The sequence below is a fragment of the Pseudomonas sp. LM13 genome, from assembly GCF_041381355.1.
GTDB lineage: Bacteria > Pseudomonadota > Gammaproteobacteria > Pseudomonadales > Pseudomonadaceae > Stutzerimonas > Stutzerimonas frequens.
Genome location: NZ_JACBXH010000016.1, coordinates 34055 through 55536 on the forward strand (window position 1 = coordinate 34055; position 21482 = coordinate 55536).

24 protein-coding genes and 1 riboswitch are annotated in these 21482 nt (G+C 66.5%); of the genes, 7 read left to right on the forward strand and 17 right to left on the reverse strand.

All coding sequences use genetic code 11. From position 1 onward, the window contains the following. Positions 1–60: 60 nt before the first annotated feature. The 6 genes from nifB to grxD are packed head-to-tail and all read left to right on the forward strand — an operon-like array spanning position 61 to position 3563. A complete protein-coding gene (gene nifB, locus HZR81_RS12020; RefSeq protein WP_500128205.1) occupies positions 61–1569 on the forward strand; it encodes a nitrogenase cofactor biosynthesis protein NifB in 1509 nt (502 codons plus the stop codon). A gap of 11 nt (positions 1570–1580) precedes the next feature. Further along, entirely contained in the window at positions 1581–1859 is a 279-nt protein-coding gene (locus tag HZR81_RS12025) for a 4Fe-4S dicluster domain-containing protein (protein ID WP_003302676.1), read from the forward strand. Positions 1860–1869: 10 nt separating this feature from the next. Then, positions 1870–2316 carry an ArsC/Spx/MgsR family protein gene (locus tag HZR81_RS12030; RefSeq protein ID WP_256076555.1) on the forward strand — a complete coding sequence of 149 codons (447 nt, stop codon included), beginning with the start codon at positions 1870–1872 and terminating at the stop codon, positions 2314–2316. Continuing rightward, positions 2313–2870, forward strand: coding sequence for a nitrogen fixation protein NifQ (locus HZR81_RS12035; protein WP_003302679.1), 558 nt, complete (start codon positions 2313–2315; stop codon positions 2868–2870). Before HZR81_RS12030 ends, HZR81_RS12035 begins: the two co-directional genes overlap by 4 nt. After that, positions 2867–3226: a thiosulfate sulfurtransferase GlpE gene (locus HZR81_RS12040; protein ID WP_226685715.1), complete on the forward strand. Its 360-nt coding sequence runs from the start codon at positions 2867–2869 to the stop codon at positions 3224–3226. The genes HZR81_RS12035 and HZR81_RS12040 overlap by 4 nt, the downstream gene beginning before the upstream one ends. Before the next feature lie 4 nt (positions 3227–3230). After that, positions 3231–3563 carry a Grx4 family monothiol glutaredoxin gene (gene grxD / locus HZR81_RS12045; RefSeq protein ID WP_500128206.1) on the forward strand — a complete coding sequence of 111 codons (333 nt, stop codon included), beginning with the start codon at positions 3231–3233 and terminating at the stop codon, positions 3561–3563. Between the two features lie 895 nt (positions 3564–4458). Here the strand turns inward: grxD and HZR81_RS12050 are convergent. The 13 genes from HZR81_RS12050 to btuB form a co-directional block, all read right to left on the reverse strand. Next, a complete protein-coding gene (locus HZR81_RS12050; RefSeq protein ID WP_500128207.1) occupies positions 4459–5196 on the reverse strand; it encodes an adenosylcobinamide-GDP ribazoletransferase in 738 nt (245 codons plus the stop codon). A 9-nt stretch (positions 5197–5205) separates the two neighbouring features. Then, on the reverse strand, positions 5206–5784 hold the full coding sequence (gene cobC / locus HZR81_RS12055; RefSeq protein WP_500128208.1) for an alpha-ribazole phosphatase family protein: 579 nt from the start codon (positions 5782–5784) through the stop codon (positions 5206–5208). Then, on the reverse strand, positions 5781–6833 hold the full coding sequence (cobT, locus tag HZR81_RS12060) for a nicotinate-nucleotide--dimethylbenzimidazole phosphoribosyltransferase (protein ID WP_500128209.1): 1053 nt from the start codon (positions 6831–6833) through the stop codon (positions 5781–5783). The genes cobC and cobT overlap by 4 nt, the downstream gene beginning before the upstream one ends. Beyond that, positions 6830–7348, reverse strand: coding sequence for a bifunctional adenosylcobinamide kinase/adenosylcobinamide-phosphate guanylyltransferase (cobU, locus tag HZR81_RS12065; RefSeq protein ID WP_500128210.1), 519 nt, complete (start codon positions 7346–7348; stop codon positions 6830–6832). The genes cobT and cobU overlap by 4 nt, the downstream gene beginning before the upstream one ends. 2 nt (positions 7349–7350) lie before the next feature. Beyond that, a complete protein-coding gene (locus HZR81_RS12070; RefSeq protein WP_500128211.1) occupies positions 7351–8808 on the reverse strand; it encodes a cobyric acid synthase in 1458 nt (485 codons plus the stop codon). Continuing rightward, positions 8805–9794, reverse strand: coding sequence for a threonine-phosphate decarboxylase CobD (cobD, locus tag HZR81_RS12075; protein WP_500128212.1), 990 nt, complete (start codon positions 9792–9794; stop codon positions 8805–8807). The genes HZR81_RS12070 and cobD overlap by 4 nt, the downstream gene beginning before the upstream one ends. Continuing rightward, entirely contained in the window at positions 9787–10698 is a 912-nt protein-coding gene (gene cbiB, locus HZR81_RS12080) for an adenosylcobinamide-phosphate synthase CbiB (RefSeq protein ID WP_500128213.1), read from the reverse strand. Before cbiB ends, cobD begins: the two co-directional genes overlap by 8 nt. Then, complete coding sequence (locus HZR81_RS12085; protein WP_234174881.1) at positions 10695–11495, reverse strand: cobalamin-binding protein; 801 nt, start codon at positions 11493–11495, stop codon at positions 10695–10697. The genes cbiB and HZR81_RS12085 overlap by 4 nt, the downstream gene beginning before the upstream one ends. Next, the gene (bluB, locus tag HZR81_RS12090) at positions 11492–12139 is read right to left on the reverse strand and encodes a 5,6-dimethylbenzimidazole synthase (RefSeq protein WP_500128214.1); all 648 of its coding nucleotides are present in this window, start codon (positions 12137–12139) and stop codon (positions 11492–11494) included. The genes HZR81_RS12085 and bluB overlap by 4 nt, the downstream gene beginning before the upstream one ends. Next, positions 12136–13428: a cobyrinic acid a,c-diamide synthase CobB gene (locus HZR81_RS12095; RefSeq protein ID WP_500128215.1), complete on the reverse strand. Its 1293-nt coding sequence runs from the start codon at positions 13426–13428 to the stop codon at positions 12136–12138. The genes bluB and HZR81_RS12095 overlap by 4 nt, the downstream gene beginning before the upstream one ends. A 124-nt stretch (positions 13429–13552) precedes the next feature. Then, complete coding sequence (gene cobO, locus HZR81_RS12100) at positions 13553–14164, reverse strand: cob(I)yrinic acid a,c-diamide adenosyltransferase (protein WP_500128216.1); 612 nt, start codon at positions 14162–14164, stop codon at positions 13553–13555. Further along, on the reverse strand, positions 14161–14730 hold the full coding sequence (locus HZR81_RS12105; RefSeq protein WP_125868410.1) for a hypothetical protein: 570 nt from the start codon (positions 14728–14730) through the stop codon (positions 14161–14163). Before HZR81_RS12105 ends, cobO begins: the two co-directional genes overlap by 4 nt. A 46-nt stretch (positions 14731–14776) precedes the next feature. Continuing rightward, entirely contained in the window at positions 14777–16621 is a 1845-nt protein-coding gene (btuB, locus tag HZR81_RS12110; protein ID WP_500128217.1) for a TonB-dependent vitamin B12 receptor, read from the reverse strand. A 118-nt stretch (positions 16622–16739) separates the two neighbouring features. Continuing rightward, positions 16740–16959: riboswitch (cobalamin riboswitch) on the reverse strand. A gap of 146 nt (positions 16960–17105) precedes the next feature. Between btuB and HZR81_RS12115 the strand changes: the two genes are divergently transcribed. Next, a complete protein-coding gene (locus tag HZR81_RS12115) occupies positions 17106–17909 on the forward strand; it encodes a metallophosphoesterase family protein (protein ID WP_500128218.1) in 804 nt (267 codons plus the stop codon). A 24-nt stretch (positions 17910–17933) separates the two neighbouring features. On the opposite strand, the gene nhaD is transcribed toward HZR81_RS12115, so the two are convergent. The 4 genes from nhaD to HZR81_RS12135 form a co-directional block, all read right to left on the reverse strand. Then, positions 17934–19187, reverse strand: coding sequence for a sodium:proton antiporter NhaD (gene nhaD / locus HZR81_RS12120; RefSeq protein ID WP_500128219.1), 1254 nt, complete (start codon positions 19185–19187; stop codon positions 17934–17936). 192 nt (positions 19188–19379) lie between these two features. Next, a complete protein-coding gene (locus tag HZR81_RS12125) occupies positions 19380–19907 on the reverse strand; it encodes a C40 family peptidase (RefSeq protein ID WP_500128220.1) in 528 nt (175 codons plus the stop codon). Positions 19908–19983: 76 nt separating this feature from the next. After that, entirely contained in the window at positions 19984–20616 is a 633-nt protein-coding gene (locus tag HZR81_RS12130; RefSeq protein WP_500128221.1) for a C40 family peptidase, read from the reverse strand. A 67-nt stretch (positions 20617–20683) separates the two neighbouring features. Beyond that, the gene (locus HZR81_RS12135) at positions 20684–21448 is read right to left on the reverse strand and encodes an NAD-dependent protein deacylase (RefSeq protein ID WP_500128222.1); all 765 of its coding nucleotides are present in this window, start codon (positions 21446–21448) and stop codon (positions 20684–20686) included. Between the last annotated feature and the right edge of the window lie 34 nt (positions 21449–21482).

The following is a 21482-nucleotide window of genomic DNA, read 5'->3' on the forward strand; positions in this document are numbered from 1 at the left end:
GAAAACAGGCACGGCCCTTGCTCCAGGTATCCGCGACAGACCTCTATTCGGAGACCGAACATGGAACTGAACGTACTGGGCCAGAGCGAGGCCGGGCATGCCGCCGGGGGCGGTTGTTCAGCGGGTTCCTGTGGCAGCTCGGACGACCAGCTCGCGCACCTGCCCGAGCATATCCGCGAGAAAGTGCACAACCACCCCTGCTACTCCGAGGAGGCGCACCACTACTTCGCGCGCATGCACGTGGCGGTGGCGCCGGCCTGCAACATCCAGTGCCACTACTGCAACCGCAAGTACGACTGCGCCAACGAGTCGCGCCCCGGCGTGGTCTCCGAACTGCTGGACCCAGTCCAGGCAGTGAAGAAGGTCAAGGCGGTGGCGGCGACTATCCCGCAGATGACGGTGCTCGGCATCGCCGGGCCGGGCGACCCGCTGGCCAACCCGCAGCGCACCTTCGAGACCTTCCGCATGCTCTCCGAGCAGGCGCCGGACATCAAGCTGTGCGTCTCCACCAACGGCCTGGCGCTGCCCGACTGCGTCGACGAGCTGGCCAAGCACAACATCGACCATGTGACCATCACCATCAACTGCGTGGACCCGGACATCGGCGCCGAGATCTATCCCTGGATCTACTGGAACAACAAACGCATCCGTGGGCGCAAGGCGGCGAAGATCCTCATCGAGCGCCAGCAGAAGGGCCTGGAGATGCTGGTCGAGCGCGGCATCCTGGTGAAGGTCAACTCGGTGCTGATCCCCGGCGTCAACGATGAACACCTGAAAGAAGTCAGCCGCATCGTCAAGGCCAAGGGCGCCTTCCTGCACAACGTCATGCCGCTGATCGCCGAGGCCGAGCACGGCACCTTCTACGGCGTGATGGGCCAGCGCAGCCCGGAGCCGGAGGAACTGCAGGACCTGCAGGACGCCTGCGCCGGCGACATGAACATGATGCGCCACTGCCGCCAGTGCCGCGCCGACGCGGTGGGCCTGCTCGGCGAGGACCGCGGCGACGAGTTCACCCTCGACAAGATCGAGACAATGGACATCGACTACGACGCGGCGATGGTCAAGCGCGCCGCCATCCATGCGGCGATCAAGGAAGAACTGGACGAGCGCGCGGCGAAGAAGGCGCGCCTGGCCACGCCACCGCTCACGGGCTTGACGGACACGCGCCATCGCCCGGTGCTGATGGCCGTCGCCACCAGCGGCGCTGGCCTGGTCAACCAGCATTTCGGCCATGCCCGCGAGTTCCTCGTCTACGAGGCCTCGCCGGCCGGAGTGCGTTTCATCGGCCATCGCAAGGTCGAGCAGTACTGCATCGGCAACGACAGCTGCGGCGACAAGGAAAGCGCGCTGTCGGGCAGCCTCCGCGCACTCAAGGGCTGCGAGGCGGTGCTCTGCTCGAAGATCGGCTTCGAGCCCTGGGGCGAGCTGGAGGCCGCCGGCATCCAGCCCAACGGCGAGCACGCCATGGAGCCCATCGAGGAAGCGGTGCTGGCGGTGTACCAGGAGATGATCGCCAACGGCCGTCTCGATGCGTCGGCACACGCTGCGGAGCAATGCCTGACGGCATGAGGAGGTGAAGCATGGCACTGCGAATCGTCGAATCCTGCGTCAACTGCTGGGCCTGCCTGGACGTCTGCCCGAGCGAGGCGATCAGCCCCGGCGCCACGCACTTCCGCATCAGCGCGCACAAGTGCACCGAGTGCGACGGCGACTATGCCGAGCAACAGTGCGCGAGCATCTGCCCCATCGAAGGCGCGATCCTGCTCGCCGACGGCAGCCCGGCCAACCCGGCCGGCTCGCTGACGGGCATCCCTCCGGAGCGCCTGGCCGAGGCCATGCGCGCCATCCAGGCCCGCTGAGGAGGTCCCCATGTCCTGCATCATCTTCTACGAGAAACCCGGCTGCGCCACCAACCGCCTGCAGAAGGAACTGCTGCGCTCGGCGGGCATCGAGCTGGAGGTACGCGACCTGCTGCGCGAGACCTGGACGCCGGAACGCCTGCGGCCGTTCTTCGGCGGGCTGCCGGTGGCCGAGTGGTTCAACCCGTCGGCCCCGGCGATCAAGTATGGCGAGCTCGATCCAAGCGAACTGAACGCCGAACAGGCGCTGGATCTGATGGTGGCCCAGCCGCTGCTGATCCGCCGCCCGCTGATCCGCTGCGGCATGCACTACATGGTCGACTTCGACCTGGTGGGCATCAACGCCTGGTTGCCGTGCCACGGCCGCCTGCCGGCGCTGGCGCCGAACATCAGCGGCTGTTCGCTGGGTACCAGCTCGGCGCTCGGCTGCCGCCCCGCCGCGAGCGCCTCGCAATGAGCCAGGTAGCGCTGCGTCTGCAGGTCGAGGCCGAAGCCAATACGACCTGGCTGGCACAGATCGTCCGGGCCCAGCGCGATGGCCGCAGCTGCCTGCCGAAGCACCTCGGGCTCGACGCCGCGCAATATGCCGGGCTGCTGGCGCGCCATGGCCTGCAGCCGGCGGTCCGCAGAGCCAACTACCGCCTGCTCGACGAACGCGATGCCCTGCGCGAGGAACTGCTGGCACTGCGCCAGGAGGAATGGCAGGCACTTCACGACCTGCTGCTGGCCGGGCAGGACGACCTCGGCGAGCCGGCGCTGGCCGCCATCGTCGCCGCCGCCTGCCTCGGCAGCGAGCACCTGTGGCGCGACCTGGGCCTCGACTCCCGGGCGCAGCTGCGCGCCCTGCTGATGTACAACTTCCCGCACCTGGCCCGGCGCAACACCCAGGACATGCGCTGGAAGAAATTCTTCTACAAACAACTATGCGAACAGGGCGGCGGCTACGTCTGCCGCGCTCCCTCTTGCGATACCTGCCCGACCTACCACGATTGTTTTGGAGAAGAGCAATGAGCGATTACCAACGCATCAGCGTCGAGCAGGCCCAACGGCTGCTGGCGACCGAAAACACCATGCTGCTGGACATGCGCGATGCCCGCGCCTACTGCCAGGGCCACGACCCGCGCGCCACCCGCCTCAGCGAGCTGAACCTGCGCACCCTGCTCAAAAGCACGCCGCCCCATGTTCACCTGATCATCTGCTGCGAACGCGGCCATGCCAGCCGCGACATGGCGCAGCTGTTCAGCGACTTCGGCTTCGTCAACTGCTACAGCCTGGATGGCGGCTACCAGGCCTGGAAGGCCCGCCCGCAACGGGCCCGGCCCAACCCGGGCATCCACGGCGCCCGCTACGCACTGGCAATGGAGTGAACACATGCAGGTTCTCGATACCGAAGCCCGTATTCGCCAGCAGCTCGCCGAGCATCCGGTGCTGCTCTACATGAAGGGCACGGCGGACGCCCCGGAGTGCGGCTTCTCCCGCGCTGCGGTGGCGGCGCTGAAGAACAGCGGCCGGCCGTTCGCCACGGTCAACGTGCTGCTGGCGCCGCACATCCGCGAGAAGCTGCCGAAGATCTCGCAGTGGCCGACCTACCCGCAGCTGTTCCTGCGCGGCGAGCTGGTCGGCGGCTGCGACATCATCCTCGGCCTGGAAGCCGACGGCAGCCTGGCGGCGCAACTCGATGCCGCCCTCGCGCCGGAAACCTAGGCCGGGCTGAACGCAGGCTGAGCGTGCCGCGGCGAAGATGGTCTTCGGGGCTTCGAAAAGACCGATGGCGTGACGAATCCGTGGCCTGACACCGCGCTCGTTGGGCTTCGCTGCGCTCAACCCAACCTACGACCCTGGGTAGGTTGGGTTGAGGAGCGCAGCGATGAAGCCCAACAATGCTCCCCAACGTCACCACCATAGACGACAGCGAGCAAACAATGGCGCGACGGGCGTGTTTCCGATGCTCCGTATGTTGGGCTTCGCTGCGCTCAACCCAACCTACGACCCTGGGTAGGTTGGGTTGAGGAGCGCAGCGACGAAGCCCAACAACGCTCCCCAACGTCACGCCCATAGGCGACGGCGAGCAAACAATGGCGCGGCGGGTGTGTTCCCGATGTTCCGTATGTTGGGCTTCGCTGCGCTCAACCCAACCTACGACCCTGGGTAGGTTGGGTTGAGGAGCGCAGCGACGAAGCCCAACAGTGCTCCCCAACGTCTCGCCCATAGGCGACGGCGAGCAAAACAATGGCGTGGCGGGCGTGTTTCCCGAGTTCCGTATGTTGGGCTTCGCTGCGCTCAACCCAACCTACGACCCTGGGTAGGTTGGGTTGAGGAGCGCAGCGACGAAGCCCAACAGTGCTCCCCAACGTCTCGCCCATAGGCGACGGCGAGCAAAGCAATGGCGCGGCGGGCGTGTTTCCCGAGTTCCGTATGTTGGGCTTCGCTGCGCTCAACCCAACCTACGACCCTGGGTAGGTTGGGTTGAGAAGCGTAGCGATGAAGCCCAACAATGCTCCCCCAACGTCTCGCCCATAGGCGACGGCGAGCAAACAATGGCGCGGCGGGCGTGTTTCCCGATGCTCCGTATGTTGGGCTTCGCTGCGCTCAACCCAGCCTACGGCCCCAGTTGCAATGCCAGGCCCACCAGCACCGAGCATTCCACCAGCTCGAGCAGGGCGCCGGCGGTGTCGCCGGTGGTGCCGCCGAGGCGGCGGAGCACGGCGCGGCGCGCGAGGAGGAATGTCGCCGCGGCCATCAGCAGGGCGATCAGCCCGGCCATGCCGAACGGCAGGCAGCTCAGGGCGACCGCGGCCAGCACCCCGCGCGCCCAGGGTCGCGGCAGATTCTCCGCCAGCGCCTGGCCGAGGCCATTGGGCCGTACGTAGACCGTGGTCATGAACAGCGCCAGCAGCGCCGCACGCCCCAGCACGGGCACCAGCAGCAGTACCGCATATTGCTGCGCCTGCAGCAGCGCCAGCAACGCGGCGAACTTGAGCAGCAGCGCCAGTACCAGCACCACCACGGCGACAGGACCGCTGCGCGGGTCCTTCATGATCGTCAGGGTGCGTTCGCGGTCGCCGAAACCGCCGAGCCAGGCATCGGCGCTGTCGGCCAGGCCATCGAGGTGCAGGGCGCCGGTCAGCGCGACCCAGAGGGTGAGCAGCAAGGCCGCCTGCAGCAACGGCGGCGCGCCTGCCAGCAGGATGGCCGCGAGCCAGAGCAGCGCACCCAGCAGCAAACCCACCAGCGGGTAATACAGCAACGAGCGCCCCTGCTGCTCCGGCGTGGGCATGGCGGGCAGGCGGACCGGCAGGCTGGTGAGAAATTGCAGGGCGATCAGTAGCGGCAGCATCGGCAGGGCCTATTCCACGACGGCGGCCGGTTCGCCCGCCGCGCAAGCGGCGAGCGGCAGTAGCTCGCCGTGGGCCACTACCACATCCAGCAGCCGCTCCCGAGGCAGGCCCCGCGCACGCGCCAGCAGCAGGCGCATGACGCCGGCATGACAGATGACCAACAACCGCTGGCCGGCAAAGCGCTGCCCAAGGCAGTCAATAGCGGCCAGCACACGCGCTTCGAACTGCACCAGCGGCTCACCGCCAGGCGCTGTGAAGCCATAAGGATCGGCCCAGAACAGGCCGAGCGCCTCGGCACTGTCCTGCATCAGATCGGCGGCGCTACGGCCTTCCCAGTCGCCAAAATGCAGCTCGCGCAGGTCCGGTTCCAGCTGCAGCGGCAGGCCGTGCTGTGCGGCGAGCTCCCGCGCGAAGGCGGCACAGCGCTGCAGCGGCGAGCTGACCAGCACGTCCCAGGGACCGGCGCCAGCAACCGCATCGTGCATCTGCTGCCAGCCACGCTCAGTCAGCGCATCGTCGAGGCTGCCGCGAAAGCCACCGCCCTGCTCGGTCTCACCATGGCGCAGCAGATCGATGCTCGTGATCATGCCGTTCGGTCCGAAACTGCGGCTTCGGCGAACGTCGCCATTTCGTTGTGCAGCGCGCACGCCTGCTGCAACAACGGCACCACCAGCGCAGCGCCGCTGCCTTCCCCCAGGCGCAGGCCGAGATCGAGCAGCGGCACGGCACCGAGCGCTTCCAGGACGGCCAGGTGCCCCGGCTCGGCAGAGCGATGGGCGAAAATCAGCCACGGCCGACAGGCCGGATTCAGCCGCACCGCACAAAGTGCGGCAACGCTGCAGATAAAACCGTCGACCAGTACTGCAATGCCCAGCTGCGCACAGCGCAGATAGGCACCTGCCAAGGCCGCAATCTCGAATCCGCCTAGACGGCGCAAGGCTTCCAGCGGCTCACCACAGTGTGCGGCATGCAACCGGACCGCACTCTGGATCACCTGAACCTTGTGTCGAACACCGGCCAGATCGAGCCCGGTGCCCGGCCCGACCAGCGTCAACGGCGAGCGCGGCAGCAGCACGGCAGCCAGGGCGCTGGCGCTGGTGGTGTTGCCGATGCCCATTTCGCCACCGATGAACAGCTGGGCAGAACCTTCGGCGGCCCGCTGCGCGCTGTCGCGGCCGACCAGCAGAGCCTGACGCAACTGTTCGTCAGTCATCGCCGCTTCGCGCGCCAGGTTCGCCGTGCCAGGGCCAAGCCGCAAATGGCTTACGCCATCCAGATGCAGCGGCTCCACCGTGCCCAGGTCGATCACTTCCAGCGGCGCGCCCAGCCGCTTCGACAACACGCTCAGTGCAGCACCGCCGCCGACGAAATTGCGCAGCATCTGCCCGGTCACCGCTTGCGGATACGCCGAAACGCCCTCCACCACCACGCCATGGTCGCCGGCGAACACGCTGACATGCAGGCACTCGACCTGCGGCCGCTGGCTGCCCTGCATGGCTGCCAGCGCCACCGCCAGGGCTTCGAGCTGGCCGAGCGCGCCGCGTGGCTTGGTCAACTGGTCCTGTCGCGCCAATGCCTGGGCGCGAACGGTTTCGTCCAACGCTCGACAAGTCTCGTTCCACCAATCATGCATCAATGCGCTTCCTTCAATGTCATGGGTAACCCGGCGACCATGAAGGTCACCCGCTGCGCCCGTTCCGCCACGGCCTGGTGCAACCAGCCGGCCTCGTCGACATAACGACGGGTCAGCTCACCCAGCGGCACCACGCCGAGGCCGGTCTCGTTGCTGACCAGCAGGATTCGGCCCGGCAACCCGTCCAGGCATTCGAGCACGGCATCGCGTTCCTCGGCGAGGTGCGCCGCGTCATCCAGCATCAGCAGATTGGTGAGCCAGAGGGTCAGGCAGTCGACCAGCAGGCAGCGATCAGCGGCAGCCTGCTCGCGCAGCACCCGCGCCAATTGCAGGGGTTCTTCGACCAGTGCCCAGTGCGCCGGGCGCCGCTCACGGTGATGGGCGATGCGCTCGGTCATCTCGCCGTCCAGCGCCTGGCTGGTGGCGATATAGCTGACCGCCAGGCCGCTGTCGGCAGCCAGACGCTCGGCGAAGCGGCTCTTGCCCGAGCGGGCCCCGCCAAGGATCAGTTCCAGCATGCTCAGTCTTCCAGCCCGCAGAGCGCGCGTAACCGCGCGGTATCCAGATGTGTCTCGACCAGGTCGGCGAGGCGCTCGATGTCGCGCTCGCGCAAGCCGTGGTAATCGACGGATTGCACCGCATCCAGGCCCGCCCAGCGCAGCAGCGCGGCACAGGCCTCGGGGCCTTCGAACAGGCCGTGCAGATAGGTGCCGAGGATCTGGCCGTCGACGCTGATGGCGCCATCGCCGCGCCCGTCATCAAGCTGCACCGCTGGCTGCTCGAGGGCCGGGCCACTGCTGACACCGGCATGAATCTCGTAGCCGCTTACCGGCACGCCTTCCGGCAGCAACCGGCCCTGCACGTTACGCAGCTGCTTGTCGGCTTCGAGTACGGTGGCGAAGTCCAGCAGACCAAGCCCGGTGCTTTCGCCCGCTGCGCCTTCCAGCCCGAGCGGATCGGCAATGCGCGTGCCGAGCATCTGCAGGCCACCGCAGATACCCAGCAATTTGCCGCCGTAGCGCAGGTGCTTCCGGATCGCCGCTTCCCAGCCATTGGCACGCAGCCAAGCAAGGTCGGCGCGAACGCTTTTCGAGCCGGGCAGGATGATCAGATCGGCAGCCGGGATCGCTTGCCCGGCACCGACGAATTGCAGATCGACCTGCGGGTGCAGGCGCAGCGGATCGAAGTCGGTATGGTTGCTGATGCGCGGCAGCACCGGCACCACCACCTTCAGCGCCTCGCCAACCTTGCCGGACTGGCGCACGTCGATGGCGTCCTCGGCTTCCAGATGGAAATCCATCAGGTATGGAAGCACGCCCAGCACCGGCTTGCCGGTGCGCTGTTCCAGCCAGTCGAGGCCGGGCTGCAACAGGGCGATATCGCCACGGAAGCGGTTGATGACGAAGCCCTGAACCCGCGCCTGCTCGCTTGCCGAGAGCAATGCCAGAGTGCCGACCAGATGGGCGAACACCCCACCCTTGTCGATATCGGCGATCAGGATCACCGGGCAGTCCACCGCCTCGGCAAAGCCCATGTTGGCGATATCGCCGGCGCGCAGATTGATCTCCGCAGGCGAACCGGCGCCCTCGACCATCACCACGCGATAAGCCGCGGACAGCCGGCGGTGCGAGTCGAGCACCGCCTGCAGCGCCACGCGCTTGTAGTCGTGGTAGGCCGCGGCATCCATGCTGGTCACGGCGCGGCCGTGGATGATCACCTGAGCACCGATGTCGCTGTTGGGCTTCAGGAGCACCGGGTTCATGTCGGTGTGCGGCGCGAGGTTCGCCGCCTGCGCCTGTACGGCCTGAGCCCTGCCGATTTCACCGCCATCCGCGGTTACCGCGCTGTTCAGCGCCATGTTCTGCGGCTTGAACGGCACGACGGCAACCCCCTGGCGTGCCAACCAGCGGCACAGCGCCGTCACCAGCGTGCTCTTGCCGGCGTCGGAGGTGGTGCCCTGCACCATCAGCGTCGTCATGGATGTTGCTCCCTGAAAAATTGCAGAGCCTGATCCAGTCGCGCCCAACCAATATCGGTCGGCAGGCCGAAACGCACGCTGGAAGGCTGAGCGAAAAACCGCGTGAGAATGCCGCGACGGGCGAGAAAGTCATGCAGCAGAGCAGCGTCGTCGCTGACCCACCACTGGAACAGTGCGCAGCCGCCCAGCGGCGCAAGGCCATGGCGGCGTAGCAGGTCGGTCAGACGCTGGCCGTCGCAGTGCAGGCATTCGCGCTGGCGCTGCTGAGCAGACTGATCAGCCAGCAGCACTGCGCCCAGCTGCCGCGTCGGGCCATTCACCGCCCAGGGGCCGAGCAGCCTGGCGAGCGAACGCAGCAGGCCAGTGTAGGCAAGTACGAAACCCAGTCTCGCGCCGGCCAGGCCAAAGAATTTGCCGAACGAGCGCAGCACGATCAGTCCGGGCAGATGGCTGTGCTCGGCCAGACTGTGCTGCGGCGTGCAGTCCATGAACGCCTCGTCCACCACCAACCAGCCGCCGTAGGCCGCCAGCTCACTGCGCCATTCCAGCAGGCGCTGCGGCGCAATCAGCTGGCCGGTGGGATTGTTCGGATTGACCACCACCAGCACGTCGAGCTGCTCCAGCGCACGCGGCACGCTGGCCTCGCAGAGTTCGACGACCCGATGGCCGAGGCGGCGCCAGGCCTCGGCGTGCTCGGCGTAACAGGGCGAAACGATGCCGACCCGCGCCAGCCCGCGCAGACGCGGCAAGGCCTGAATGGCACTCTGCGAACCGGCCACCGGCAACACCGCACGCGCGCCGTAGTACTGCCGCGCCGCCGCTTCCAGGCCATCGTCGGGCTCCGGCAGACGTGTCCAGGCGCAGCTGGAAATGCTCGGCAACGGCGGATGATAGGGGGCGATGCCAGTGGACAGGTCGAGCCAATCCGAGAGCGGAATGCCGTAGCGCTGTGCGGCTGCGCGCAAACGTCCACCGTGCTCAAGCATAGAGCCAGCCACCAAACAGCAGGGCCAGCAGCCAGACACCGACGCCAGCCCAGACCAGGTCCAGCGCATGTTCGATATGCCGCGCCTGTGGCGCCTGGCCCCGCCCTAGCTCGGGCCGCGCGTGGACTTCACCGTGATAGATGGCGGAGCTACCTAACACCACACCCAGCGCTCCGGCGCCTGAGGCCATGACCGGACCGGCGTTGGGGCTGTCCCACAAGGGCGCCTGGGTGCGCCAGCAACGCAGCGCGCGGCGGGTGCGCCCGAGCAATGCGTAGGTCAGCGCGACCAGCCGTGCCGGCACGTAGTTGAGCACGTCGTCGATGCGCGCCGCGGCCCAGCCGAAGCGCTCGAAGCGCGCGTTGCGATAGCCCCACATGGCGTCCAGCGTATTGCTCAGGCGATACAGCACCACACCTGGCGCGCCCGCGACGATGAACCAGAACAGCGCGGCGAACACCGCGTCGCTGCCGTTCTCCAGCACCGACTCGGTGGCCGCGCGGGCCACACCCTCCTCGTCCAGTTGCGTAGTGTCGCGGCTGACGATCCAGCCGACGCGGCGGCGTGCCTCGGGCAGGTCATGCCGCCACAGCGCCTGCGCCACCGGCAGCGCATGCTCGCCGAGGCTGCGCAGGCCCAGGGCCAGATAGAGCAGAACGATCTCCACCAGCCAGCCGATGCCCGGCAACAGGCTGAGCAGCCAGGCCAGCACGGTCAGCGGCAGCACCGCCAGGCACCAGGCGGTCACCCCGTGGCTGCGCCAGCCGCGCGCCGCAGACCCGTTTAAATGCTGCTCCAGGCGATCGACCAGGCGACCGAAGGCTACCAGTGGATGCGCCCGCTTCGGCTCGCCGAGCAGCGCATCCAGCAGCAGCGCCGCGCTGACGGTGAGGAACAGACTCACTCGGCCCTCTGCGCGCAGGAACTGATCAGCGCATGCAGCTGGCGTACGCCGTCGGTCAGCACCGCCGGGCCGGGATTGAGGATGTCCGGCGACTTGATCTCGTGCAGCTGGCCCGTGCGCACCGCCGGAATCGCGTGCCAGTCAGGCCGTGCAGCCACCTGTTCCGGGCGAAAACGGCGGCCGCACCAGGAGCCGACGATCAGCTCCGGCGCGCGGCGCACCACTTCCTGCGGGTCCTCGATGATGCGTTGCTTGGCACGCTTGAACGCCGCCAGCTCGGCGAAGCAGTCCTCGCCACCGGCCAGTTCGATCAGCTCGCTGACCCAGGCGATGCCGGAAATCAGCGGCTCGTTCCATTCCTCGAAGTACACCCGCGGCCGGCGCGGCAAGGCAGCGGCGCTGGCGCGGATGACGTCCAGCCCCGCCTGCAGCTCACCGATCAGCGCTCGCGCGCGCTCGCCAGCGTGCACCAGCGCACCGAGCGTCTCGATCATGCGCAGAATGCCGGCGATATCGCGCTGGTTGAACAGGTGCACCTCCAGTCCTTCGCGCGCCAGCTCGGCGAGCATGTCGCCCTGCAGGTCGCTGTAGCCGAGCACCAGGTCCGGCTCGAGGGCGAGAATCTGCTCATGCTTGACGCTGGTGAAGCCGCTGACCTTGGGCTTTTCCTTGCGCGCCTGCGGCGGGCGCACGGTGAAGCCGGAGATGCCGACGATGCGCGCCTGCTCGCCCAGCAGGTAAAGCGTTTCGCAGGTCTCGGTGGACAGGCAGACGATGCGCTGCGGCCCCTTGCTCATTTCGCCTCCCAGGCATTCTCGAAAACCAGTTCGTGCAGCGGTCGCGGCGTGGTCCAGCCTTCCAGTGCCAGCATCGGTGCCGGGTAGAACTCCTGCACCGGCCCGAGGCAGAGGATCGCCACCGGCTTGGCACCGTCCGGCATGCCGAGCAAGGCGGCCAGCGCGTCGGGATCGAACAGTGACACCCAGCCCATCCCCAGGCCTTCCGCCCGCGCCGCGAGCCAGAGATTCTGGATCGCGCAGGCCAGCGAGGCGAGGTCCATCTCCGGCAGCGTGCGGCGGCCGAAGATATGTTGCTCGCGGCCATCCATCAACGCGGCGACCAGCAGTTCGGCGCAATCCTCGATGCCCTCGACCTTGAGCCGCATGAACTCGGCGGAACGCTCGCCGAGCGCCTGAGCCGTGCGCTGGCGCTCCTCACCGACCAGATCGGCGATGGCCGTGCGCAACTCGGGGCGGGTGATGCGGACAAAGCGCCACGGCTGCATCAGGCCGACGCTGGGTGCCTGATGCGCAGCGTTGAGCAGCCTCGACAGCAGCTCGGGTGCCACCTCGCCGCCGGCGAAATGGCGCATGTCGCGACGCTCGCCGATGGCACGATAGACCGCCGCGCGCTCCTGCTGGCTGAAGGCATGCGCGCTCATGGCCGGAACAGCGCCGCGGCGGCTGCCGGATCGGACGGCAGGTACAGATGGATGTAGGACGCCGTCAGCCGGCCCCGGCGGTAGACCGCTTCGGCAGTGCGATTGTAGTTCGGGCATTCGCCGCGAGCCAGCGGCTCGAGTGGCGACTCCAGCGCGGAATGGTGGAAGGTGTGCCCGCGCAGCCGCCCTTCCGGCAGCTCCACTTCCTGCAGCGCCAACGCAGTCAGGCGCTTGTGCATGCGCGCCTCCCCGGGCAGCAGGCCGAGCATCTGCGCGCGCTCGTCGCCACGGTCGGTCAGCCCGTCGAGCAGGTAGAGCATGCCGCCGCACTCGGCGAGGATCGGCTTGCCCGCCTCATGATGTGCGCGGATAGCGTCGGCCATGGCACGGTTGCGCGACAGGCCGCGCAGGTGCAGCTCGGGATAGCCTCCGGGCAGGTACAGGCTGTCCACGGCCGGCAAGCGGGCGAAGCGCAGCGGCGAGAAAAACAGCAACTCGGCGCCCAACGCCTGCAGCAAGTCGAGATTGGCCTGGTAGAAAAAGGCAAAGGCCGCATCGCGTGCAACGCCGATGCGCACACCCGCCAGCAGCGGTTCGAGCGGCGCACTGGCCGGCGCGGCGAAAGTGACCGGTGCAGGCAACTCGGTGTCCGCACTGAGTGCCAAAGCATCGGCGGCGGCATCCAGACGGGCGTCCAGATCAGCCAGCTCCTCGGCTTGTACCAGCCCCAGGTGCCGACTGGGCAGCTCCACCTCGATACTGCGTGGAAGGGCGCCGTACCAGCGGATCGACTCCGGCAGGCTGTCACGCAGAATCTCGCCATGCCGGGCGCTGCCGACCCGATTGGCCAGCACGCCGTCGAACGGCAGGTCCGGCTGGAAGCTGCTCAGCCCGTGCGCCATGGCGCCGAAGGTCTGCGCCATGGCCGAGCCGTCGATGACCGCCAGCACCGGCACGCCGAAGCGCCGCGCCAGATCGGCCGCCGAGGGCGCGCCATCGAACAGGCCCATCACGCCCTCGATCAGGATCAGGTCGGCCTCGCCCGCCGCTTCCCAGAGCAGGCGTCGCGACTCCTCTTCGCCGACCATCCACAGGTCGAGCTGATAGACCGGCTTGCCACTGGCACGCGCGAGGATCATCGGGTCGAGAAAGTCCGGCCCGCACTTGAACACCCGCACGCGCTTGCCCTGCCGCGCATGCAACCGCGCCAGCGCAGCGGTGACGGTGGTCTTGCCCTGGCCGGATGCAGGGGCGGCGATCAACAGCGCCGGGCAGTTTCTACTGGTCATCGCGGTCTCTCATCAGCATCACAGGGTGGATGACGGTTCACCCATCCACCGACCACGCCGATGGTGGATGAAACAGGCGCCACCCACCCTACGCAACGGTCCGTGAATGTTTTGAGCGCAGGCGTCAAAATTCGACGCCTTTTTGAGCCTTCACGCCGGCCTTGAACGCATGCTTGACCAACGCCATCTCGGTTACGGTATCCGCCGCCTCGACCAGCCCCGGCGGGGCGCCGCGGCCGGTAACCACCACGTGCTGCAGCAGCGGCCGCGACTCGATGTCGGCGAGCACCGGCGCCAGCTCCAGGTAGCCGTACTTCAGGGCGATGTTCAGTTCGTCGAGCACCACCAGGCCGATCTCGGGATCGGCCAGCAACTCGGCCGCCACCGCCCAGGCCTCGCGGGCCTTGGCGATGTCGCGCTGGCGATCCTGGGTTTCCCAGGTGAAGCCCTCACCCATGACGTGGTAGCGCACCTCGTCCGGAAAGCGCCGAAAGAACGCCTCCTCGCCGGTGCTGGCCGCGCCCTTGATGAACTGCACCACGCCGACCTTCATGCCATGGCCGAGCGCACGCGCCAGCATGCCGAAGGCCGAGCTGCTCTTGCCCTTGCCGTTGCCGGTGTGCACCAGCAGCAGGCCGTACTCGTCCTGCGCCTCGGCGATCTTCTCGTCGATCAGCGCCTTCTTGCGCTGCATGCGCGCCTTGTGGCGATCATCGCGTTCGCTGGACTCACTCATGCGCGGGCCTCGTCACGCTGCCCAGACCAGGCGCGCAAACCGACGAACAGCAGCGCGGCGACGCCGACATACAGCGCAAGGGTCGACAGGTAGCGCGGGTAATAGGTAGCGATTCGGTCGACCAGCAGCGCCAGCGTCGGCTCCGGGTAGCGCCCGGAGAAATAGAGGAAGCCGCCGCCGGAGAACAGGTAGCAGACGAAGGCGCTGGCCATCACGCACAGCGCCAGGGTCGCCAGGCTGCTGAAATGGTCACGATGCAGACGGGCGTAGAGTCGACCGCCCAACCACAGCGAACCGTATGCCGGCACCAGCATCCAGTACGCCGGCGACATGCACCAGTCGCTGACACCGGCCCACTGGATGGCGGCGAAATCCAACAGCGACGCCTCGAGAAACAGTGCCGGAAACACCCACTTCGGCCGCACCAGGACGCCGGCGAGGAAGAACACCGCCCAGGACGCGCTCGGCAGGTTGACGCTGGCGAAGTGCTGTCCGCGGGTCATGGCCAGTAGCGCGGCAAGCGCGAGGCCGACCAGCAGCTGGTATCTCGGGGCAAGCTTGATCATTGCAGTCTCCTTCTGTGGGCGCGGGCGACATGCCCGCGCCGCGGTCTTACAGCGCCTGGTAGCGCACGGTCAGGTAAGCGGCCTGGCCGGGCTGGTTGTAGCCCTCGGCGGTCTGAAAGTCGGCGTCCAGCAGGTTGGCGACGCGCGCCTGCAGACGCCACTCCGGGGTGATGCGGTATTCGCCGCGCAGGTCGAGGGTGGCGTAGCCGGACAGCTCGCGGGCGTTGGCCAGGTCGTCGTAGCGCTGCCCTTCGGCATGCAGGCTGGCGCCGACGCTAAAGGCGCCGAACCGACGGTCGACATCGAGGTTGAACAGCTGCTTGGCCCGGCGCGCCAGCTCGTTGCCGCGGTTGGCGCCGGCGGAGCGGTTCTCTGGTTCCAGCAGGCTGTAGTTGGCATTCCAGTCCCAGCCGAGCAACTGGCTGCCGAGAACCAGCTCGACCCCGCGGATGCGCGCTTCCTGCACGTTGGCCGGCGCGGAAATGCTGGCGTCATAGGCGATGAGTTCATCGACCACGGTGCGATAGGCATTCACTGCCCAGTGGCCCCAGCCATGCTGCCCGGCAAGGCCGACTTCGAGGCTTTCGGAGGTTTCCGCATCCAGCTCGGGATTGCCGTAATCGGGGAAATACAGCTCGTTGAAGGTCGGTGCCTTGAATGCCGTGCCGTAGCTGATGGTGGCGCGCAACCAGTCGGTCAGCGCATAGCCGTAGCCGATGTTGCCGGTGTCGTGCTGGCCAAACTGCTCGTTGTCGTCACGACGCAGCGACAGCTGCCAATCATGGCGGCCGACTTCGCCCAGGTACTGCGCGAAATAGCCGTCGTTGTCCCGGGAGTCCTCGGCATAGACCGTGGTGCCGTTGACCTCGTCGCGCTGGTGATCGGCACCCAGGATCAGCGTATGCCCCGCAGTCAGCTCGATATCGTTCTGCCAGCTGAGCGTGTCGCGACGGCTGTCGAAGCGTGAATAGAACTGTCCGTCCTGATAGGCATCGGATTTGTCTTCGCTGCGCCCGGCCTGCAGCGTCACCCGCCAGGGTTCCAGCGGACTGAAGCGCGCACGGGTGCCGAAGACCCTCGACTCACCATCGGCATTGGCGCCGAAACCGGACGTGCGGGCCCGGTTCACGCTGTCGTAGTCGTTATGGGATTTGGCCTGCAGCAGGTTGGCGTCCAGCTCCAGGCCGTTGTCGAAGCGGTAGCCGGCGCTCAGCGTCTCGGACAGGTTGCGATAGCCATCGGCATCGCTTTCGTAGCCGCTGGTGTCCGCCGACTTGACGTTGATGCCGTCGGTGTCCGAGCCGCTGACGCCCAGGCTGTACCAGCCACGGCCGTCGCCGCCGGAAACGCCGGCGCTGCCGGTATAGGTGTCATGGGTGCCGTAGCCGGCCGAGAAGAACGGCTTGACGCCCTGCCCCTGGCCCTTGCGGGTGAATATCTGGATCACCCCGCCGATGGCCTCCGAGCCGTACAGGCTGGAGCGCGGACCGCGGACCACCTCGATGCGCTCGATCAGCTCCAGCGGCAGATCCTGCAGGGCCGCGCCGCCGCCCGTGACCGAGCCGATCTTGATGCCATCGATCATCACCAGCACGTGATCGGATTCGGTGCCGCGCATGAACAGCGAGGTGGACTTGCCGGGCCCGCCGTTGTTGGCCAGCGAAACGCCAGGCACCTGCTTGAGCAGCTCCGGCAGCGAATTGGCCTGGCTGCGCTCGATCCGCTCGCGGTCGATCACGGTTACCGCGGCCAGGCTCTGCTGAGCCGTCTGCGCGGTACGGGTGGCGGTCACCACCTGTTGCTGGAGATCCAGCGGGGCTGCGCCGATGGAAAAGGGAAAACTGCCGAGCAGCACATAGGCCGCTGGCTTGAAACGGGGCTTGCCAGTCAAGGTTCAGGTCTCCGTCGTGCCCACCCGCACGACTGAAAGTCGACGAAGACAGACGGAGGAACCGCAAAAGGAAGGGAATACCGCGAGGGATATGCACCCGCCCAGCGCCCGCCGCACTGTCAGTGAAATGCGACAGGCCGGTCTCCGGGCTTGCGAGCGTATGCCTTGCGGCATCCCGAAACCGCGCCTTCCCATGCGTTGAGCACAGTGGCTGTTGCGGTTTCTCGACTCGCCTACCGTTGCGGGGGCAGCGCCGGAATCTTCGTGAGAATGGACCGGCTTCCCTGTTTCACCCGTCTGGCACAAGGCCAGGGGGCACCTGAGGCGACGCGGAGGTTAGTCCAAGGCCGGGGATCACGCAACCACGAGGTTGTCGGCACGGCCTCTGCAATCTTCGCTTGCATCTCGCCGCTTGGAACGGCGGACGCCGTAAGGCTTCGAATGCAACAATGCCAGCAAACAGCCAGGACCCTCAGCCAAGCCCATGACCAGCATCGTGCAGATCTCCGACACCCATTTCGGCACCGAGCAACCCGCCGTGGTCCAGGCGCTGGAGGATCATGTAAGTGAGCATCGAGCAGATCTGCTGGTGTTCTCCGGCGACATCACCCAGCGCGCCCGCCGCGGCCAGTTCGCCAGCGCTGCGGCCTTCGTCCGTCGGCTGGAGGCCGACGGCGTCGGCGAGACGCTGGTGATTCCGGGCAATCACGACATCCCGCTGTACAACCTCTTCGCCCGTCTGTTCACACCGTACGGCAACTACCGGCGACACTTCGGTGATGAGCTGGAGCCGGTTTTCGAGAACGACGACATGCTGGTGATCGGGCTCAATACCACCCATCCGCGCCGGCACAAGGACGGCGTGGTGACGGGGCGACAAGTGGAGCGGGTGGCGCAGCGGCTGGCCGATGGCAACCCGCACAAGATTCGCATCGTGGTGGCCCACCAGCCATTCGGCGCGATGGTGCCGAGCGATCTGAGCAACCTGCAGCACGGCGCCGAACCCGCGCTGCGGCGCTGGGCCGAGCACGGGCTGGATCTGGTCATGGGCGGGCACATCCATCTGCCCTACGTGCTGCCGTTGTCCAAGCAGTACAGCGGTCTCGCGCGGGAGATCTGGATGGTGCAGGCCGGCACCACGCTCTCGACCCGCCTGCGTGGCACCTCGCCGAACTCCTTCAACCGGCTGAAGCTGCATCCCGGCGAACAGAAGAAGGTCTGCGTCGAGCGCTGGGACCTGCTCGACGGTCGCTTCGTGCTGGGTTCGCACTTCAACCTGAGCTGGTGACCCGCGCTCGCGCGCGAATCGCGGTCAGCCCACCGACAGGCCGACCAGATAGACACCGGCGAAGCCGATGTTGAAGGCGATGAACAGGTAGAGCATGTAACGCAGATAGCTACCGAAGGTCAGCCCCGGCACCTTGCTCATGGCGACGATGCCCGACGCCGATCCGATCACCAGCAGCGAGCCGCCGACACCGACCGCATAGGTCAGCACCATCCATTCGGCGACACCCATTTCCAGCCCGGATTTGAGCAGCGCTGCGGTCAGCGGCACGTTGTCGATGGCTGCCGACATCAGGCCCATCAGGTAGTTGGCCATGACGGCGGGGACCTGGTCATAGATGTGCACCAGCCCGTCGAGCACGCGAATCTCCTTGAGCATGCCGACCAGCAGGAGGATGCCGAGGAAGAAGAACAGCGTTTCGAACTCCACCTGGCGCACGTATTCGAGAATCGGATCGGAGTCGTTGTCGTCGCTGAAGAAGCGCGCAACCAGGAACATCACCGAGAGGCCAGCAAGGAAGGTCAGCACCGGCGGAATCTGGAACAGGAAGTTGCCGACGATGGTGCTCAGAATGGTGCAGAGGAAGATCAGCGCAATGGCCACATCCACGCCGTGTACATCGTTGCGATGGCCCTGCACCGCTACCTCGCCTTTCATGCCGATAGACAGCATGGCTGCCAGCACCATTACCGCGATAAATGCCGGTACGGCCAGTGCCAGCAGCTGGAGGATCGCCACCTTGCCGGCGAGGAAGATCATCAGCGTGGTGACGTCACCGGTAATCAGCGCGACGCCACCGGAGTTGACGGAGAAAACCACCAGCGTGGCGAACTTGATGGTCTTCGCCCTATCCAGTTGCAGCGAGAGGATCAGGGTGATGGAAACCAGCGTCGCGGTGATGTTGTCGGCCAGCGACGAGAACACGAAGCAGAAGGTCGCGGTGAGAAACAGCAGCGCGCGCTCACTGATTCTTTTCGGCAGGACGAGATAGATCAAATTCTCGATCATGCCCTTCTTGTTCAGGTAGGCGACGAAGGTCATCGCCGCCACCAGGAAGATCCACAAACCGGCAATCTCGGCGATGTTCTCGTTGAGGCTTTCCAGCACGGTTTCCCGCGCCTCGCCCGCCGGTGCAAAGATGAACAAGAGCAGCCAGGCCAGGGTGCCGAAGAACAGCGTCACCTTGGCCTTGTTCACGTGGGTAATTTCTTCGAGTACGACGCCAAGCAGCGCCGCCACCGCCAGTGCAATCAGCACGTACGTCAGCAATTCAGGCATATCTCACCTAATGGGAAGTGGGGAAAAAGGGTCTGTGCGCGACGGAACGACGCACGGGGAGGAATTGGGGATGCGCATGTTAGCCAAAGCGCCAGGCGAGCGGAATCACCGCGTGTCAAACGCAGAATGTTTCAGCATATGAGTACGACTAAAGACAGGGCGTCTACGACGGGGGTTCTATGCGGATGACGCTCAGGGGTTGCGGGCCAGTTGCTCCTGGTCGAGCACGCGCTTGGCGCCCAGATAACTCTTGTGCCAGTAGTCGGCAGTAAGGCTGTCCAGACGTACCGTGCCGCCAGATGATGGCGCGTGAACGAAGCGGTCTTCGCCAACGTAGATGCCTGCGTGGCTGACCCGGCGCCCACCGCTGGTTGCGAAGAACACCAGATCGCCGGGCTGCAGTGCGTCGCGCCGTACCGACGGGCCGCGCAAATTGCTCATGGCTTGAGTGGTGCGAGGGAGCTGGATACCGGCTGCGCCGCGGTAGACGTAGCCGATCAGGCCACTGCAGTCGAAGCCGCTGTCCGGCGTGTTGCCGCCCCAGCGATAAGGCGTGCCGACCAGACCAATCGCACTGAACAGCACGTCTTCAGCGGCGCCAGGTACGGGCTGTTGGTGGACCCTGGGCGTCTGCATGACCGGCGGCGTGGGCGCCTGTCCGGCACAGGCGGTCAGCAGCACAGCCAGAACAACGAGCGTGAGACGAGCCGGATAGTGCATGGCAGAGCGGTCCAGGCAAATGAGCCATCACTCTGCCGGCATGTACGGGAAGACGCAACCCCCGCAGGTCGCGGGATCAGTGCTGGGACGTGTGCGGAACCAGGTCCGAAGCCAGGGCGAGCACGCGCTTGGCTTCCATGTAGCTGGCGCGCCAGTACTTGTCGTCCAGACTGTCGACGCGTACGCCACCACTGCGGCTGCTGGAGGCGTGGATGAACTGGTCGTCGCCGATGTAGATGCCGGCGTGGCTGACTCGGCCACGGCCGCGGTTGTTGAAGAACACCACGTCACCGGGTTCCAGTTCGTTGCGCTTGACCACCGGTGCGTCGAGGTTGATCAGCTCGCGAGTGGAACGCGGCAGCTCGAGGCCGGCCTCCTTGCGGAACAGGAAACCGACGAAGCCGCTGCAGTCGAATCCGCTCTTCACCGAACTGCCGCCGTAGCGATACGGCGTACCAACCAGGGTGAAGCCGCGCTCGAGAATGCTGTCGGCCAGCTGCGGCAGCTGGTAGTCGTGCTCATCGGTAAGCTCGGCCAGCGACTGCTCCTCACTCTTTTCGATTGCGTCGAAGTCGAATCCGGCCAGGGGATGGTGCTGCGACAGACGAGGCGCGTCGGCCTGCTGCTCGGTCTGTACAGGCTGGCCGGCGCAGGCGGTCAGCAGGGCGATGAGTGCGAGAGGCACGAGGGGTGCGAAACGTTGGCGCATGGGCACGGCCGTGTCGGTGATTTCAAAGTGCCGGCGACTATGCCCTCTATCGCATCGATGATCAAATTCAATCAGACGAAATGTGACGGATTAACTGCGACAAAACGTCTGCGGCCCTTCCCTGCAGAAGCACGTCCGCCAGCGGACTGATCTCGGTGGGTTGCAGGTTCACCTCGACGACGGAGCCGCCGGTCTGACGCACCCGCCATACCGGCTCGAGGATGTAGCCGAAGCTCGCCGTGGTGCCAACTACTAGCACGGCGTGGAAGCCCAGCTGCACCTGTTGCTGCAAAGCGTTCAGGGCGGATTCCGGCAGCATCTCCTCGAACAGCACCACGGCAGGACGCAATACCCCGTCGCAAGTCAGGCAGCGCGGCGGCATTGGCTGATCCAGCAGCGAAGGCAGTGGACGTCCGTCGACCTTGCCGCAGCCCATGCACGACAGCGGCGCCAGCTGACCGTGAATCTCGATCAAGCGATCGGGCGGACTGCCGGCTCGGCGGTGGAAGCCATCGATGTTCTGCGTGAGCACCCAGGCGCCGGGTTTGCGCCGCTGCAGCTCGGCGATGGCGAAGTGGCCAGCATTGGGTTCGGCCTGCAGGCAGGCCCGGCCGATTTCGGCCAGGTATTTCCAACACAACGCCGGATCACGCCGCAGCGTCGGCCCGGATAGCGCCGCCTCGATCGGCAGGCCGTCTTCGGTTTCGCCGTTATAGAGGCCGCCGAGGCCACGGTAGGTGGGCAACCCAGAGTCGGCCGACAGCCCGGCCCCGGTGATGATCAGAATGCGCTCGGCGCCGATCAGCGCCTGGGCGGCCTTGTCGATATCCATGAGTGTCGCGAACCCGTTTCGGTGGCACTCCCCC